Genomic DNA, 15,488 nt, shown 5'->3' with positions numbered 1-15,488 from the left:
GACGCGGCCCCCGATCGCGCCGCTCGCCGCCCCGGGCCAGCGCCTGATCGTCCCACCGAGGTAAGGAATCGAGCCACCGATGAGTGATCGGCCCCTCTTCATCACCGGGGCGACCGGCGCCCTGGGACGCCGCCTCGTCCGAGAACTCGTTGAGACGACCGACCGCTCGCTGATTCTGCTCGTGCGGGGCAGGGGGGGAGTCTCGGCGGCCGATCGCGTGGGAAAGCTCCTCGGGCCCGTCGTGGCCGGACAGATCGGCTCCCGGGTGGAACTGCTCGACGGCGACGTCACCCGCCCCGGCTTCGGCCTCTCCGACGCCGACCGCGCGCTGCTCCGCCGCCGGGCGGTCGAGTTCTTCCACGTCGCCGCCCTGACGGAGCTCAACGGCGGCCGGCAGGAGAGCGAGCAGATCAACGTCGGAGGCACCACCGAGGCCCTCCGCCTGGCCTGGGACCTCCTCCAGGAGGGCTCGCTGGAGCGGCTGTTCTACTTCAGCACCGCCTACGTCGCCGGCAGCCTCCGGCGCTACGACGCGGTGGAGGACGCCCTCAACCCCGACCCCGGCCACGCCAACAACTACGAAGCGACCAAGTACGAGGCCGAGCGCCGGGTCCGGGGCGCGATGGTCGAGGGGCTTCCCGTCACCATCTTCCGGCCCAGCATCGTCGTGGGCGACTCGGTTTCGGGGGAGGTGACCGAGTTCAACGTCGTCTACCCGTTCTTTAAGCTCTACGCCCACGGCATCATCAACCTGCTGCCGGCCCGGCCCGAGGACACCTTCAACGTCGTGCCGATCGACTTCGTGACGGCCGCCGTCCGGGCCATCGCCGCCCGGCCCGACTCGGTGGGGAAGACCTATCACCTTGTCACCGACCGGCCGCCGACGATCGGCACCCTGCTGACGGTCAAGGAGGTCGAGTTTCCCCGGATGGCGCCGATCACCCTGGTCGATCCCGAGGAGTTCGAGCGGGTCGACCACGATCCCCTGGTGGCCAAGATCCGGCACTTCATCGAGCCGTACCTCGGCTACCTTCGCTGCAAGCTCACCTTCGACACCGCCAACACCCGGGCCGCGCTGGAGGGCTCGGGAATCCCCCTGCCCGAGACCGACTACCGGTTCCTGACCCGGATCCTCCAGTACGCCGTCGACAAGAACTACCTGCTGGCCTGAGCCGGGATCGCTCCCTCCTGAGGGATCGTCCCGATCCAGCACGGCCGGGGTTCCGGGACCGATCGGCCCGGTTCGCGGTCGGCTCGGCTCGGCTCAGGGCTGACGGGGACGCAGGCCAGGGACCCGCTCGATCGTCTCCAGGATCTCCTGGACCCGGGTGCCGACGGCATCGACCACGCCTCCGAGGCCGCCGATGCCCCGGTTGGCCTCGGCCAGCCGGGTGTCGACGCTGGAAATCGTCTGATTGGTCGTGCCCAGGCGGTCGTTGGTCGTGCCGAGCTGCTGGGTGACGCTGCCGAGCCGGGCGTTGGTGTCGTCGAGCTTCTGGTTGGTCTGGGAGAGGCGGGCGGAAACGGTCGAGACGTCTCCGGCGATGCCGTCGACCTCCGCCGAGACCTGGGCGAGCCGCTCGTTGGTCGTCTCCAGACTGCCACCGAGCCCGTCGATCGACGAGGAGAGCGGCTCGACCGCCGCTCGGGTGGCCGCCAGCTCGCTGTTGATCGAGTCGAGCTCGGCCTTCATGTCCTCGAGGCGCTGGTTCACCCCCGAGAGGCTGGAATCGACCGAGGAGAGCCGCTGGTTGGTCAGGGCGAGCTGCCCGTTCACGTCGTCCAGCCGGGTGGTGATTGGCGAGAGCAGCCGGGAGAGGCAGCCGGTGCAGCAGAGCAGCACCAGGGCGGGAGCCAGTAGGCGGATCATGGGCCGGGATCTCCGATCGGGGACGAGGCGCTCCTCCTTCCGGGATCATCGGCCGAGCCGGACCGAGACCATCAGCGAGACCGAGCAGGCCGCCAAGATCGGGAGTCGATCCGACCAGAGGGGATCCCGGCCCGAGCGAGGCGTCAGTGGGGGCCGGGGCGGCGGGGGGGGGGAGAGGAACCGATGAGCTCCTCGACCAGCTCGGTGTCGACCGGCTTGACGAGATGGTAGTCGAAGCCGGCCTCTCGGGACCGGCGGCGGTCCTCCTCCTGGCCCCAGCCGGTGAGGGCGATCAACGTGGCCTGGTGCGCCGAGGACGCCGCTCGCAGGCGACGGGCGACCTCGAAGCCATCCATTCCGGGGAGGCCGATGTCCAGCAGAACGACCTCGGGAGCGAACTCCGAGGCGATCCGGATCGCCTCGGGGCCGTCGTGGGCCAGGCGAACCTGGTGCCCTCCGAGCTTGCCGAGCAGGGTGCCGAGGCTGGTGGCAGCGTCCCGATTGTCGTCGACCAGCAGGATCCGGCGGCGGGTGGAGGGAGAGATCGTCGCCTCAGGTTTCTGGGCCTTGGGACGCGACGCGGCATGGGGCGGGGCCTCCATCACCGGAAGCGTGACGACGAACTCGCTGCCTCGGCCCGGCCCGTCGCTGCGAGCGGAAATGGAGCCGCCATGTAACTCGACGAGCGTTCGCACCAGGCTCAGGCCGATGCCCAGCCCTCCCCGCTTGCGCGAGGCGCCGTTCTCGGCCTGTTCAAACAGCTCGAAGATGCGGGGGAGCATGGCCGGCTCGATGCCGATGCCCGTGTCCCGCACCCGGAGCGCCACCCCGAGGTCGTCGGGGGCGACGACCAATTCGATTCGGCCTCCGGGGTCGGAGTACTTGGTGGCGTTGGTGAGCAAGTTCCAGAGGATCTGCTCGATCCGGGCCGGGTCGGCGTGGAGCCAGAGGGGCTGCTCCGGGAGGCCGACGCGAAGCTCCAGGCCGGCCTCGGCCACCTGCGGCCCGGCCGCCGAGACGACGCGGCGGATCAGGGGGACCAGCTCGACCGGCTCGGGCCGTAACTCAATCGTTCCCCGGCTGATTCGGGTGATGTCCATAAGGTCGTCAATGAGTCTCGCCATGTGCGTCACCTGTCGGCACGCCATGGCTCGGATCGCCTCGCGGTCGATCGGCTGGCCGTCGGCCGGAGGGGCGACCTTGGTCGGCCGGAGCAGTTCCAGGGCGGTTCGGATGGGGGCCAAGGGGTTGCGCAGTTCGTGGGCGAGGATGGCGAGGAACTCGGTCTTGCGTTGGTCGGCCTCGCGGAGCTCCCCGTAGAGGCGGCTGTTCTCCAGCGCGACGGCGGCCCGATGGGCCAGGTCCTCGGCCACGGCCAGATCGTCCGGACCGAAGCGGCGGCCCGACTCGGCGGAGACGAAGGTCAGGGCGCCGATCACCCGCTGGGCTCGGTCCCGGAGCGGGACGCAGATGAAGGATCGCAGGTTCAGGTCGCGAAGGAATCGGCGCATCACCGGGTCTCCCACGGCCTGCTCGAGCATCTGATCGTCGATCTCAGCGACCAGCTCGGGCTGGCCGGTCCGAATGACGGCCGAGATGCCTCGGGGGGAGTCGGGGCAGGGAGGGTGGCGGCGGTGCCACTTGAGCGCGAGTCGGGCCTTGGCCGGGTCGTCGTGCGCCATGGCCACTCTCCGGATCGTCCCGCTGGGGTCGATCAGGTCCACGGCCGCCCAGTCGGCGAAGAAGGGGACGGCGAGCCGAGCCACCCGGCGGAGCGCCTCATCCTCGTCGGTCAGCGACGCCAGGGCGGCGCCAGCCTCGGCGAGGAAGCGGGAGGTCTGCTCGGCCCGGCGGCGTTCGGTCACGTCGGCCCCGATGCCCAGAAGCCGGACGGGACGCCCCTCCTCGTCGGGGAGAATCGCCCCCCGGCTAGCCATCCAGAAGAACGAACCGTCAGGCCGACGGAGACGGAACTCCGCCTCGAACGGATGCCCATGCTCGATCGACTGGGCGATGGCCGTATCCAGGACGGAGACGTCCTCGGGGTGGACCAGCTCCAGGAAGCGCGCGAAGGTGCTCTCGCCTGCGAGGGCCGGCACACTGAAGAGCGAAGCGCTGGACTCGGACCACGCAACCCGGCCGGTGCGGAGGTCCCAGTCCCAGGCGCCAAGCCGACCGGCCTCCAGCGCCAGGCGGAGCCGCTTCCGTGAGGCGTTCTCGGCCTCTTCGATGCGGAGCCGCTCGGAGACGTCTCGGACGACCACCACCAGGCCACCGGAACCACCGTCCCGGATGGCCGACGAGCTGGCCTCGATGGGCCGCTCGGTGCCATCGCGGCGGATCAGCAGCGCCGGGCCAGCCGAGCGATGGACCAGGCCCTGCCCAAGAATCTCGGCGACGGGCAGCTCCTCGGTCTGGGTCGTACGGCGGTCTCGGGTGTGGAAGACCTTCGCGAGCGGCCGGCCGACTGCCTCGGCCGAGGTCCAGCCAGTCAACTCTTCAGCGATGGGGTTGAGCATGGCCACCCGGCCGTCGGACCCGGTGACGATCACACCTTCACCCAGGCTCTTGAGCGTCGCCTCCAGCCGCTCCCGTTGGCGACGCTCGGCTCGTTCCAGCTCCCGGCGGATGTCGGCTTCAGTCTCGAGCCTCCGCAAGAGTCGCCGAGACGACTCTCCCAGGATGATCGACGCCCCGGCAACGAAGATGTAGGTGAGAATCACCACCAGATCAGCCGGATCGGCGATGAACCACATTTTGTACGGAAAAATGAACAGATAATGACCGATGGTCAGACCAAGCACCGCGGTGGTCAGGGCCGGGCCGAGTCCCAGATACAGTGCCGCGAAGAGAACCGCGACGTAGTACGTGGCATACGGCTGACGGGGGCCCAGGAGCCCTTCCAACGCCAGTCGAAGGCCGGTCGCCAGAACGACCGCGCCGAGGGCCAGCAGTTGATTGAGGAGCCAGCGACGTCGGTTCGGCTGCATCGACACCAGGCCCGAACGGAAGGCAAGGGGAGATTCCGAGCGTCGATCACGGAGGCCTGCGCTCTCTTGGATCCCATCCTACCTGATTTCTTCCGAGAGAATCCTCCCCAGCATACGGCCTTCGTCTCGGGCGAAGGGGCGATCCGATGACCGATCCTGGAACGTGAGGAGCGGAGTGGGAGAGGCTGAGGGAAGGGTCGAGAGCGCTTCCGACGGACGATTCCGGCGGAAGCAATCCCGGAACGATCCCGAGTCGAATGGGCTCGGGTCGGAAAAAAATCAGGCTGGCGATGGTCTCGGTGACGCGGTCTGATGGTAAGGGGGCCCCGTCCTCTCCCCGGGCCGTCGTGCCGGCCGGGAGGGGCCCCTCCCGACGGCGGCCGGGCTGTCGGGGGACCGGCAGGGAGCGATCAGATCGCCGAGGCGTGCCATGACCTGGATCTCGAACCGCTCGCGTCGCGAATTCCTCCAGTCGGCCTCGGCCCTCGGCCTGGGGGCGGGGCTGGGCCCGTGGTCGGCGCTGGGGGCGATCACCCCGGCCAGGGCGTCGGAGATGGCGGTCGGGCCGGAGGCGGTGCGGTTCCGGCCGGAGATCGAGCCCGTGGTTCGTTGGATCGAGGAAACTCCGAGGGATCGGATCCTCGAGGCGGCCGTCGAGCACCTGGGGGGGGGGCTGTCGTACCGGGAGCTGCTCTCGGGGCTGTTCCTGGCCGGCATCCGCAACATCAAGCCCCGGCCGGTGGGGTTCAAGTTCCACGCGGTGATGGTGATCAACTCGGCCCATTTGCTCGGCCAGTCGGCGCCGGTGGAGGACCGCCTGCTGCCGCTGTTCTGGGCGCTGGACTACTTCAAGTCGTCGCAGGCGCAGGACGTCCAGGAGGGAGACTGGACCCTCTCGCAGGTGGACGAGGCCCGGGTACCGTCGCCGTCGCAGGCGATGGCGGAGCTGAAACGGGCCTTCGACGCCTGGGACGCCGAAGCGGCCGATACGGCCACCGCCGGCGTCTGCCGGGCCGAGGGGGCGGCCTCGGCGATGGAGCCGTTCTGGCGGTGCGCCGTGCGGGACTGGCGGAACATCGGCCACAAGCCGATCTTCGCCATGCAGTGCTGGCGGACCTTGCAGGCGATTGGCTGGGAGCACGCCGAGCCGGTGCTGCGCTCGCTCTCCTTCGGCATCCTCGACACGCAGGGGGCCCCTCCCGGGGCCGAGGGGCCGTATGAGGCCAACCTGGATCGGATCCGGTCGCTGCGCGAGGACTGGACGAGGGGCCGGCTCGACCCGGGGGCGACGACAACGATGCTCGACGCGATCCGGTCGAGCAGCCCGGAGGAGTCGTCGGCCACCGCGGCCCGACTGCTGAACGAGGGGATCTCCCCCGAGTCGCTCTGGGACGCGGTGGTGCTCGCCGGCAGCGAGCTGCTGCTGAGGGAGCCGGGGATCATCCCGCTGCACGCGGTCACCTCGGCCAACGCGCTGCACTTCATCTTCCACAACGCCGGCGACCCGACGACCCGGGCGCTCGCGCTGCTCCAGGCGGCCGGCTGGGTGCCCCTGTTCCGCAGCCGGATGAACCTGGACGCCACCCCGGTGATCGACCGCATCGAGCCGGTCTCCCCCGAGGGAGAGGGGGAGGAGGCGGTCGCTTCGATCTTCGAGACGATTGGCCGGGACCACCGCGAGGCGGCCGGGAAGATCGTCGGCTACCTCGACGCCGGCGGCTCCCCGGACGCCCTCTTCAACGCCGCCCGCCGCTCGATCTTCCGCAAGGGGCGCGACAGCCACGACTACAAGTACGGCGCCGCCGCCTGGGAGGAACACCAGCTCGCCTCCGACCCCCGCTGGCGGCCGGCGATCGCCGCGGCGATCGCCGCCAAGGTCCCCGGCTCGAGCACCAGCGACAGCCCGCTGATGAAGCGGGCTCGGGAGGCCGTGTCCCGGATCGGGTGACCGGGCTCCCACATCGAGAAGGGCCCGGGATCAGGGACGATCCCGGGCCTCCCCCTGATCGTTCGGCGGCGAGACCCATCGGCCGTTGAGCATGACCCGACCGACGCGGTCGATGGCGGCGACGTCGTCGAGCGGGTTGCCGTCGACCAGGATCAGGTCGGCGAGCCGGCCCGGGGCGATGGCCCCGAGGCGGTCGGCGCAGCCGAGGAAGCGGGCATTGCGGGAGGTGGCCGCGACGATCGCCTCGCCGGGGCTCAGCCCGCACTCGACGAGCAGTTGCATCTCTCGGCGGAAGGCCCGGCCCCGCTCGGCGTGGGGAACCCAGGTATGCGAGCCGACGACGATCGGCACGCCGGCCTCATGGCAGCGTCGGACGAACCGGAGCATGGTCTCGAAGCCCCGGACGTGGAACTCCTCGGCATTGCTGTCCCCGGCCCGGCGCTCGAAGACGGCGAGCGTGGGGGAGAGGACGACCCCCCGCTCCAGGATCAGGTCGATCAGCGGCTGCACCCGAGGGTTGTCCTCCAGGTCGATCGCGGCCCAGAGCCGGTATCGGCCGTCCTCCCGGGCGGTGTTGTCGCCTCGGACGGCTTCCCGGAACCGATCGGCGTCGGCGGGGGGGGCGAGGGCGGTCCCGAAGGACGTGATGTGCTCCACCCCGTCGAGGCCGGCGGCGATGGCCCGGTCGGCGTCGACGAGTTCGAGATGGGCCGTGACCGGCACCCCTCGGGCGTGGGCGGCCGAGCAGGTGGCCGCGATGAGGTCCGGCGGCAGGCGGTAGTAGACCTTGATCGCCGAGGCGCCGTCGGCCAGGTGCCGGTCGACGGCGGCCTCGACCTCGCTCGCGTTGAGGATGGCCTCGGCGTCGTGGGGGTGGGCGTGGGGAGGCTGGTCGAAGTGCTTGCCGGTGAGGAAGCAGCGGGGCATCGGCCCGGGGGAGTTCCGGACGGAGTCGTAGTCCCGGATCGGATGGCCGGGGTCGCGCAGGCTGGTGACCCCCCGGGCGAGAGCGAGGGAGACGATGCGATCCTCGGGATCGGAGTAATCGTGGTGGAAGTGCGCGTCGATGAGCCCCGGGAGCAGCGACATTCCCGAGGCGTCGACGACGATCGCGCCGTCGGGGATCGCGACCTCCGACCGGGGCCCGACGCGGTCGATGGCCTCGCCCCGGACGACGACCGCCGAGTCGGGGATCGGGGGGCCTCCCAGGCCGTCGATCAGCCGGGCGCCGACGATCGCCACGACGGAGCCGTCCTCCGGGGAGGCCGGCGGGTTGACCTCGCGGAGCCCGAAATACCGGCCCTCGGCGAGATCCTGGGAGGCCGACAGCTCGGGGAGCCCCAGCGCGATGGCCGCCGACGCGACGAGGAGGGACCAATTGGATCGAAGCCGGATCATGTGAGTCCTCCCGGGCACAGGGGCGGTCGTCTTGGGACGGGTTTCGGCTCAGGCGGCGAGCGTCTCGGAGAGGAAGCGGCGGGTGGCTTCCTCGCGAGGGTTCTCCAGCACGCGATCGGGCGGGCCCGACTCGACGATGAGGCCGTGGTCGAAGACGTGGACGACGTCGGCGACTCGGCGGGCGAAGCTCATGGCGTGGGTGACGACGATCATCGTCTGGCCGTCCCGGGCGAGGTCGGTCATGACGGAGAGGACCTCGGCGGTCATGCGGGGGTCCAGGGCGCTGGTCGGCTCGTCGAAGAGGATGGCGCGGGGCTCCATCGCCAGGGCTCGAGCGATGGCCACGCGCTGCTGCTGACCGCCGGAGAGCTGCATCGGCCGGCAGCGGAGCTTCTCCCCCAGGCCGACCCGGGAGAGCAGGGCGACGGCGCGGGCCTCGGCCTCCGCTCGATCGCGTCTCAGCACGTGGATCGGCCCTTCGGTGACGTTCTCCAGCACGGTGCGGTGCGGGAAGAGGTTGAAGGACTGGAAGACCATGCCCACCCGGGTCCGGATCTGGCGGAGCACGTCCTCGCGGCGGCGGTCGGCCGCCGAGGAATCAAGGGTCAGGCCGTCGACGACGACGGTGCCGGCCTGGAATCGCTCCAGGCCGTTGAGGCAGCGCAGGAACGTGCTCTTGCCGCTGCCCGACGGGCCCACGACCACCGCGACCTCCCCGCGGCCGACGGTCAAGTCGATCCCCCGGAGCACCTCCAGCGCCCCGTGCCGCTTCACCAGGCCGGATACCTCGATCATTCAGGCTCCCCCCTCTTCGATGCCTGGGAGTCGCCGACTCCCCCCCGGAGTCGGCGCTCGGACCATCGGGACAACCAGGACAGCGGCAGACTCATCACGAGGTAGAGCACCGCGCAGGCCAGGGCGAATTCGAGCACCCCTCCGGTGCTATTGGCGAGAATCTGGTACTGCTTGCTCAGTTCCACGATCGTGATGACCGAACAGACCGAACTATCCTTGAACAACGCGATGAAGTCGTTTGTGACCGGCGGGATGACGATCCGAACCGCCTGAGGCACCACCACCCTCCTCAGGGCGAGCCAGCGGGGCATCCCCAGGGCGAGGGCGGCCTCCATCTGCCCGGCGGGGATCGCCTGGAGCCCGGCTCGGTAGATCTCGGCCTCGTAGGCCGAGTAATTGATCGCCAGCCCGGCAATGCCGGCGACATACGGCGGCAGGTTCGCCAGGTAGAACAGCACGAAGAGCTGGAGCATCAGCGGAGTGCCTCGGATCAGCTCGACGTAGGCCGCCAGCGGCAGGCGGACGATCGCCGGCCCGTACAGGCGGCCGATGGCGATGAACAGGCCGGCGAGGATGGCCAACGGCATCGAGGCGACCGAGAGCAGGATCGTCGTGCCAGCGGCGACGAGCAGATGGTTCCGGTACTTCCAGATCAGCGGCCCGCCGCGTAGGGCCTCTCGGCTCAGCTCGGCGACCTCGGCGGCGAGGAGGTCGGGGTCGAGGTCGGCCAGCTCGTCCTGCGCCTCGGTCCAGACATCGTACTTGCGGTAGATGCGCTCGAGGGTGCCGTCGGCGATCAGCTCCCCGATGTCTCGGTCCAGGGCCTCGACGAGCGCCGAGTCCTCGGTCCGGGCGTACATCACGTAATACCCGCGGCCCTCGGGGGGCCCGACGCTCTCCAGGCCGGGGAACTGGGGGCCGTAGAAGCGGGAGGCGGGGAGGTCCTGGAGCGTCGCGTCGAGCTGGCCGCTGAGGACCTGCATCATCGGGTCGGTGGCGCCGGTGTAGGCCCGGACGTCGATCGAGCCGTCCTGGTTCTCCCGGGCGAACTGCTCGGCCGACGAGCCGCCGAGGACACCGACCCGCCAGCGCCCGCCGCCGGGCCTGGGCTGCTTGAGGTCCTCCCAGGATCGGATCGGGGAGCCCTTTCGGACCATCACCTGGAGCTGGAAGATGTAGTACGGGCGCGAGGCGAGGTACGTCCGGGCTCGGGAAGGGGTGAGCTCGTAGCCGTTGACGACGACGTCGATCTTGCCGGTGTCGAGGACGTTGAGGAGCTGGTCCCACTGACCCTGGGACAACCTGGCCTCGGCGCCGAGGCGGGCGGCGAGGGCGTCCATCAGTTCGACCTCGAAGCCGACGAGGCGGCCGGGCCGGTCCGGATCGAGGTAGGCGTAGGGGCCGCCTCCCTCCAGATCGCAGCCATAGGAGAGGAGGCCGGTGGTTCGGATGCGGTCGAGGGTGTTCTGGGCGGGGGCGGGGGCCGGGGACCAGACCAGGGCGAGGACGGCCGGGAGGAGGGAGAGGCCCGGGGCGGCGATCGCTCGAGGGGAGGTGCGGGGGCGGTGCGCGCCGATCGCGACGGAAGGGGGGGGACAACCGGACGGGGGTTCTTCCATCAAGAAACCTCGGAGTCCTGGAGGGGGACCTCATGCGATCGAGGATTCGGCATTGGTCGGAACGACCTGGCGTCGTCGCGGCGACGGGCGTCGGACAGGGGGGGCCCCGGGGGGAGGGAGTCCCTCCCGAGGCGGTTCGGGCCCGAACGGACCCGGGGACGCTCCCCGAGGAGCGGGGAGCGCCCCCGAGGGGGCCGGTCGATCGCCTGAGTCGGGGCCGGGTCAGGCCTTGGACTGCCCCTCGGCGAAGGCGGAGTCGAAGGCTCGGCCGGCGGCGGGGAACATCATGGTGCGCTTGATGAACTGGACGGCCTCGGCCGCGCCGTACTCGCGGTCCATGCCGGGGTCCTCCCACTCGACCGAGAGGGGCCCCTCGTAGCCGATCAGGTTCAGCTCCCGGGTGATGGCGGCGAAGTCGACCTGGCCGCGGCCGGGGGAGCGGAAGTCCCAGCCGCGTCGGGGGTCGCCGAAGTCGAGGTGGGAGCTGAGCAGCCCGGTGCGGCCGTCGAGCGTGGTGGCGGCGTCCTTGACGTGGACGTGATAGATGCGCTCCCGGATCTTCGGCTCGCGCAGGTAGGCGACCGGGTCGATCTGCTGCCAGAGCAGGTGGCTGGGGTCGAAGTTGAAGCCGAACTCGGGGCGGCCGTCGACGGCGTCGATCGCCCGGACGGCCGAGTAGGTGTCGAAGGCGATCTCGGTCGGGTGGACCTCCAGCCCGAAGCGGACCCCTTCCTGCTTGAAGACGTCGAGGATGGGGTTGAACACGTCGGCGAACTTCTGGAAGCCGGCGTCGATCATGGCCGTCGGCGTGGGCGGGAAGGCGTAGAGCATGTGCCAGATGGGCGAGCCGGTGAAGCCGTTGACCACGGGCACCCCGAGCTTGGCGGCGGCCCTCGCCGTGTTCTTCAACTCCTCGGCGGCGCGCCGGTTGACCCCCGCCGGGTCGCCGTCTCCCCAGACGTACGGCGGCAGGATGGCCTTGTGCCGCTCGTCGATCGGGTCGAGGATCGCCTGGCCGACCAGGTGGGCCGAGATCGCCCAGCACTTCAGGCCGAAGCGACTCAGCAGCTCCTTGCGCTGCGAGCAGTACTGGTCGTCCTCCAGCGCCCGCTTGACGTCGAAGTGGCCGCCCCAGCACGGCAGCTCGATGCCGTCATACCCCCACTCGGCGACCTTCGGCGCCCAGTGTTCCAGCGGTTGGTCGGCCCATTGGCCGGTGAACAGCGTGATCGGACGGGGCATCAGCCTTCCTCCAAGCGCATCGGATTCCATGTTGACCGTTCGGGCTCCGATCCCGAGGGGGGGAGCGGCCCGGGCATCGAGCGGGACGACGGGGGGCAAGAGGCCAGGGTAGGGCGAGGGGGGGAGGAAGTCAATGATCGGCTGGCGCTGGCGGCGGAGGAGGGGGACGACGGGTGGTTGCCGATCGCCGGGCTCGGGCCGAGGTCGAGGTCCGAGCGGAGGGCTCCCGGGCCGATCTCGGCGGCGGCCGGCTCGTCCACAACGAGCGGTTGGAGGCTCCGGCCGGCCTTCGGGAATCGGAAGCCCCCGGGCCGAGCGGGGAGACCTCCCTGCTCGGGCGGCCGGAGCCGGTTCGGGGAGAGCAGGCAGGGGGGAGGCAGGGGCGCAGCGAACGACCTCCGACGGCCGGAGGGCGCGGCGGAGGTCGAGAGGGGAGGCCGGGGAGCGGGAAGCAGAACGTTACTTGTTCTCTTCCTGGGCCTTCTTGATGATCTCGTCCTGGAGGCTGGAGGGGACGCGCTGGTACTTGTAGAACTCCATGCTGAAGGTGCCCTTGCCCTGGGTCATGGAGCGCAGGTCGTTGGAGTAGCCGAACATGGCGGCCAGCGGGACCTCGGCATGGATCACCACGAACCCCTCGCGGGACTCGGTGTTGGTGATGATGCCGCGCTTCGACGAGACCTGGCCGGAGACGGGGCCCTGGAACTCGATGGGGCACTCGACCTCGACCTTCATGATCGGCTCCAGCAGCACGGGGTCGGCCTTGCGGAAGGCCTCGCGGAAGGCGTCGAAGGCGCAGATCTCGAAGGCCATGGCGGAGGAGTCGACGTCGTGGTAGGCGCCGTCGTCCAGCGCCATCTTGACGCCGATGACCTCGTAGCCGGCGAGCGGCCCCTTCTCCAGGCCGCGGCGGAAGCCCTTCTCGATGGCGGGGATGTACTCGCCGGGGATGCGGCCGCCGGTGATGTTGTTCTCGAACTCGAAGGGCTCGGGGGCGTCCTCGGGTAGGGGGATGAGCCGGCCGACGACTTTGCCGTACTGGCCGGAGCCGCCGGTCTGCTTCTTGTGGGTGTAGTTGTACGGCGTCTCCTTGGTGGGCGCCTCTCGGTAGCTGACCTTCGGCTGGCCGATGGTGCAGTCGACCTTGTATTCGCGCCGGATCCGCTCGACGTAGATCTCCAGGTGCAGCTCACCCATGCCGGAGATGATCGTCTCGCCGGTCTCATGGTCGACGTGGACCCGGAAGGTGGGGTCCTCGCGCATGAAGCGGTTGAGGGCCTTGGAGAGCTTGTCGTAGTCGGCGCGCTTGTTGGGGCTGATCGACAGGTCGATCACCGGCTCGGCGGCGTAGATGCTCTCCAGCGAGTAGTTGGTGCCCTCGGAGCAGAACGTGTCGCCGGTGGCGCAGTCGATGCCCATGACGGCGACGATGTCGCCGGCGCCGGCGGCGTCGATGTCCTCACGCTCGTCGGCGTGGACGCGGAGGATGCGGCTGACGCGGGCGCGCTTGCCGGATCGGGTGTTGTAGTAGAACTCGCCCTTGTTGAGCGTGCCCTGGTAAACGCGCATGTAAGTGACCTGGCCGAACGGCTCCTCGACGAGCTTGAAGGCCATGGCGACCAGCGGCTTGGAGTCGTCGGGCTCAAGGACGACCTCGGCCTGATCGGCGTCGTTGTCTCGGGCCTTGACGTCGCGGTCGAGCGGGCTCGGCAGGAAGTTGACGATGGCGTCGAGCAGCGGTTGCACGCCCTTGTTCTTGTAGGCGGTGCCCATGAGCACGGGGGCGATCTGCTGGGCGATGGTCGCCTCCCGGATGACCTTGAGGACCAGCTCCAGCGGGGGCTCCTCCTCCTCGAGCAGGATCGTCATCAACTCGTCGGAGTAAAGCGAAAGCGCCTCCAGCATCCCCTGACGGCGCTGCTGGGCGACCTCGACCAGGCCCTCCGGGATCGCCTCTCGGCGGACGATCTCCCCCTTCTCGCCGTCGAAGTAGACGGCCTCCATCGAGAGCAGGTCGACGACCCCCTCGAAGTTCATCTCCAGGCCGATGGGGATCTGGAGCGGAACGGCGGTCAGGCCGAGCTTCTGCTCGACGGTCTCGATGACCTTCTGAGGGTTGGCGCCGGTGCGGTCGATCTTGTTGATGAACACCAGGCGGGGAATGCCGTAGCGCTTCATCTGGCGGTCGACGGTGAGGGTCTGGGACTGGACCCCCTCGACCGCGGTGACGACAAGGATGGCACCGTCCAGCACGCGGAGCGATCGCTCGACTTCGACGGTGAAATCGACGTGGCCCGGTGTGTCGATAATGTTGATCTTGTGGTCCTTCCAGGCCACCGTGGTGGCGGCCGAGGTGATCGTGATGCCCCGCTCCTTTTCCAGCTCCATGTGGTCCATGGTGGCGCCGTCTCCGCCGCCGCGGACGTCCTCGATCTTATGGATCTTGCCGGCGTAGAAGAGGACCCGCTCGGTCAGGGTGGTCTTGCCGGAGTCGATGTGGGCCGAGATGCCGATGTTGCGCAGGTCGCGGAGATTATCCATGGGCCGGTGGAGCCTCAGCAGTCGGGCGGCCGAAGCCTCCCGATCACAGGAGAAGGGGGAAGGTCGTCACGCCGTTGCGATCCCGGGCGACCGCGACCCCGTGCACCTCCTCGGGGCCCGGCATGGCGGCAAGTCGCATCGCGGAGACGGATTGCGATCAATCCATTCTAGGGATTGCGTGTGTCAGGCGTGTGAATGGGGCGTGCAGGTCCGATGAGTACAGGCGTTCCATCTTAACGAAAGCCACCGTGGCGTCAAGGAATTCCACAAGGGCCATCGGGGGATCATCGAGGGATCGGGGGATTCCCTGGCGGCGACGGGGGCGGCGCGACCAATCTCGAGGAGCCGGGAGCGAAGACCAACCCGGAGAGGTCCGGCCGGGTTGGGCCGGGCGGCTTCCCGCCAATCCCCCTTTGACGGGGATGGGGGCCGTCGTTCTCTTCTCTGGCAGATGTCGGATGGTCTCGGGGGCGTCCCGAGGACCCTCGGGGGGGAGGAGCCGATGGGGGGGATCGGGGCCCGGAGGCGGGCGGTGGGCGGGCAGGTCGGCCGGGATCGCTGGCGGGTGGTGGTGCCGGGGTGGCCGCAGTGGCGGCGGGGCCAGCGCCGGCGGGGGATGGTGCTGCTGGGGTCGTACCTCTCGGCGCTGGGGGTGGGGCTGTTCGCCTGGGGGACGGGCCTGGGGGCGGTCCTGCTCGGGTTCGCGATGTTCGCACACTGGGCGTCGGTGGCGGATGCCATCCGGCAAGCGGCGTTCCCGGGGTTCGGGCCGTGGGCGCCGGGGTTCTCGGCGGCGATGGGGCTGGGGGCGGGGGCCTACGCGCCGGCGCTGGCGGTGACGCTGCAGGTGGCCTTCCCGGCCTGGACCCCCGGCGGCGGGTTTCTGGTCGATCGGTCGGCCTTCGACAGTCGGGAGCCGGAGGCCGGCCACTGGGTCTGGCTGGAGGCGACGGCTCCGGAGCGCCCGAGGACGGTGGCCCAGGTGGTGGGGGTCGGGGGGCAACAGGTTTCCTGGGTCAACGGCGCGCTCTGGGTCGACGGCTTCCGGTCTTCGGTGGAGGTGGAGCCGGCGGGGGCGGGGCGGG

The 15,488-nt window shown here is 70.0% G+C and carries 10 protein-coding genes; 3 read left to right on the top strand and 7 right to left on the bottom strand.

Annotated features, from left to right (window positions below; all coding sequences use genetic code 11):
- Positions 1-79: 79 nt before the first annotated feature.
- Entirely contained in the window at positions 80-1,171 is a 1,092-nt protein-coding gene (locus TsocGM_RS22670; RefSeq protein WP_126727745.1) for an SDR family oxidoreductase, read from the top strand.
- A 93-nt stretch (positions 1,172-1,264) separates the two neighbouring features.
- Here the strand turns inward: TsocGM_RS22670 and TsocGM_RS22665 are convergent, their stop codons facing one another.
- Positions 1,265-1,870, bottom strand: coding sequence for a hypothetical protein (locus tag TsocGM_RS22665; RefSeq protein WP_126727744.1), 606 nt, complete (start codon positions 1,868-1,870; stop codon positions 1,265-1,267).
- 143 nt (positions 1,871-2,013) lie between these two features.
- Positions 2,014-4,860: a hybrid sensor histidine kinase/response regulator gene (locus TsocGM_RS22660; protein WP_126727743.1), complete on the bottom strand. Its 2,847-nt coding sequence runs from the start codon at positions 4,858-4,860 to the stop codon at positions 2,014-2,016.
- Between the two features lie 430 nt (positions 4,861-5,290).
- Between TsocGM_RS22660 and TsocGM_RS22655 the strand changes: the two genes are divergently transcribed.
- Positions 5,291-6,808: a hypothetical protein gene (locus tag TsocGM_RS22655; protein ID WP_126727742.1), complete on the top strand. Its 1,518-nt coding sequence runs from the start codon at positions 5,291-5,293 to the stop codon at positions 6,806-6,808.
- Between the two features lie 30 nt (positions 6,809-6,838).
- Here TsocGM_RS22655 and TsocGM_RS22650 read toward each other — a convergent pair whose 3' ends face one another.
- From TsocGM_RS22650 to fusA, 5 genes are all read right to left on the bottom strand, one after another.
- The gene (locus tag TsocGM_RS22650; RefSeq protein WP_126727741.1) at positions 6,839-8,206 is read right to left on the bottom strand and encodes an amidohydrolase family protein; all 1,368 of its coding nucleotides are present in this window, start codon (positions 8,204-8,206) and stop codon (positions 6,839-6,841) included.
- Positions 8,207-8,254: 48 nt separating this feature from the next.
- On the bottom strand, positions 8,255-9,001 hold the full coding sequence (locus TsocGM_RS22645) for an amino acid ABC transporter ATP-binding protein (protein WP_126727740.1): 747 nt from the start codon (positions 8,999-9,001) through the stop codon (positions 8,255-8,257).
- Positions 8,998-10,620, bottom strand: a complete 1,623-nt coding sequence (locus TsocGM_RS22640) for an ABC transporter substrate-binding protein/permease (RefSeq protein WP_126727739.1) — start codon at positions 10,618-10,620, stop codon at positions 8,998-9,000. The genes TsocGM_RS22645 and TsocGM_RS22640 overlap by 4 nt, the downstream gene beginning before the upstream one ends.
- Before the next feature lie 222 nt (positions 10,621-10,842).
- Positions 10,843-11,862, bottom strand: coding sequence for a sugar phosphate isomerase/epimerase family protein (locus tag TsocGM_RS22635; protein WP_126727738.1), 1,020 nt, complete (start codon positions 11,860-11,862; stop codon positions 10,843-10,845).
- A 459-nt stretch (positions 11,863-12,321) separates the two neighbouring features.
- The gene (gene fusA, locus TsocGM_RS22630; protein ID WP_126727737.1) at positions 12,322-14,403 is read right to left on the bottom strand and encodes an elongation factor G; all 2,082 of its coding nucleotides are present in this window, start codon (positions 14,401-14,403) and stop codon (positions 12,322-12,324) included.
- A gap of 502 nt (positions 14,404-14,905) precedes the next feature.
- Between fusA and TsocGM_RS27730 the strand changes: the two genes are divergently transcribed.
- The coding region (locus TsocGM_RS27730) for a hypothetical protein (protein ID WP_126727736.1) at positions 14,906-15,488 on the top strand (583 nt) is incomplete at its 3' end.

This window comes from Tautonia sociabilis, assembly GCF_003977685.1.
Taxonomy (GTDB): Bacteria; Planctomycetota; Planctomycetia; order Isosphaerales; family Isosphaeraceae; genus Tautonia; species Tautonia sociabilis.
This window is presented reverse-complemented; position numbering and strand designations above follow the sequence as displayed.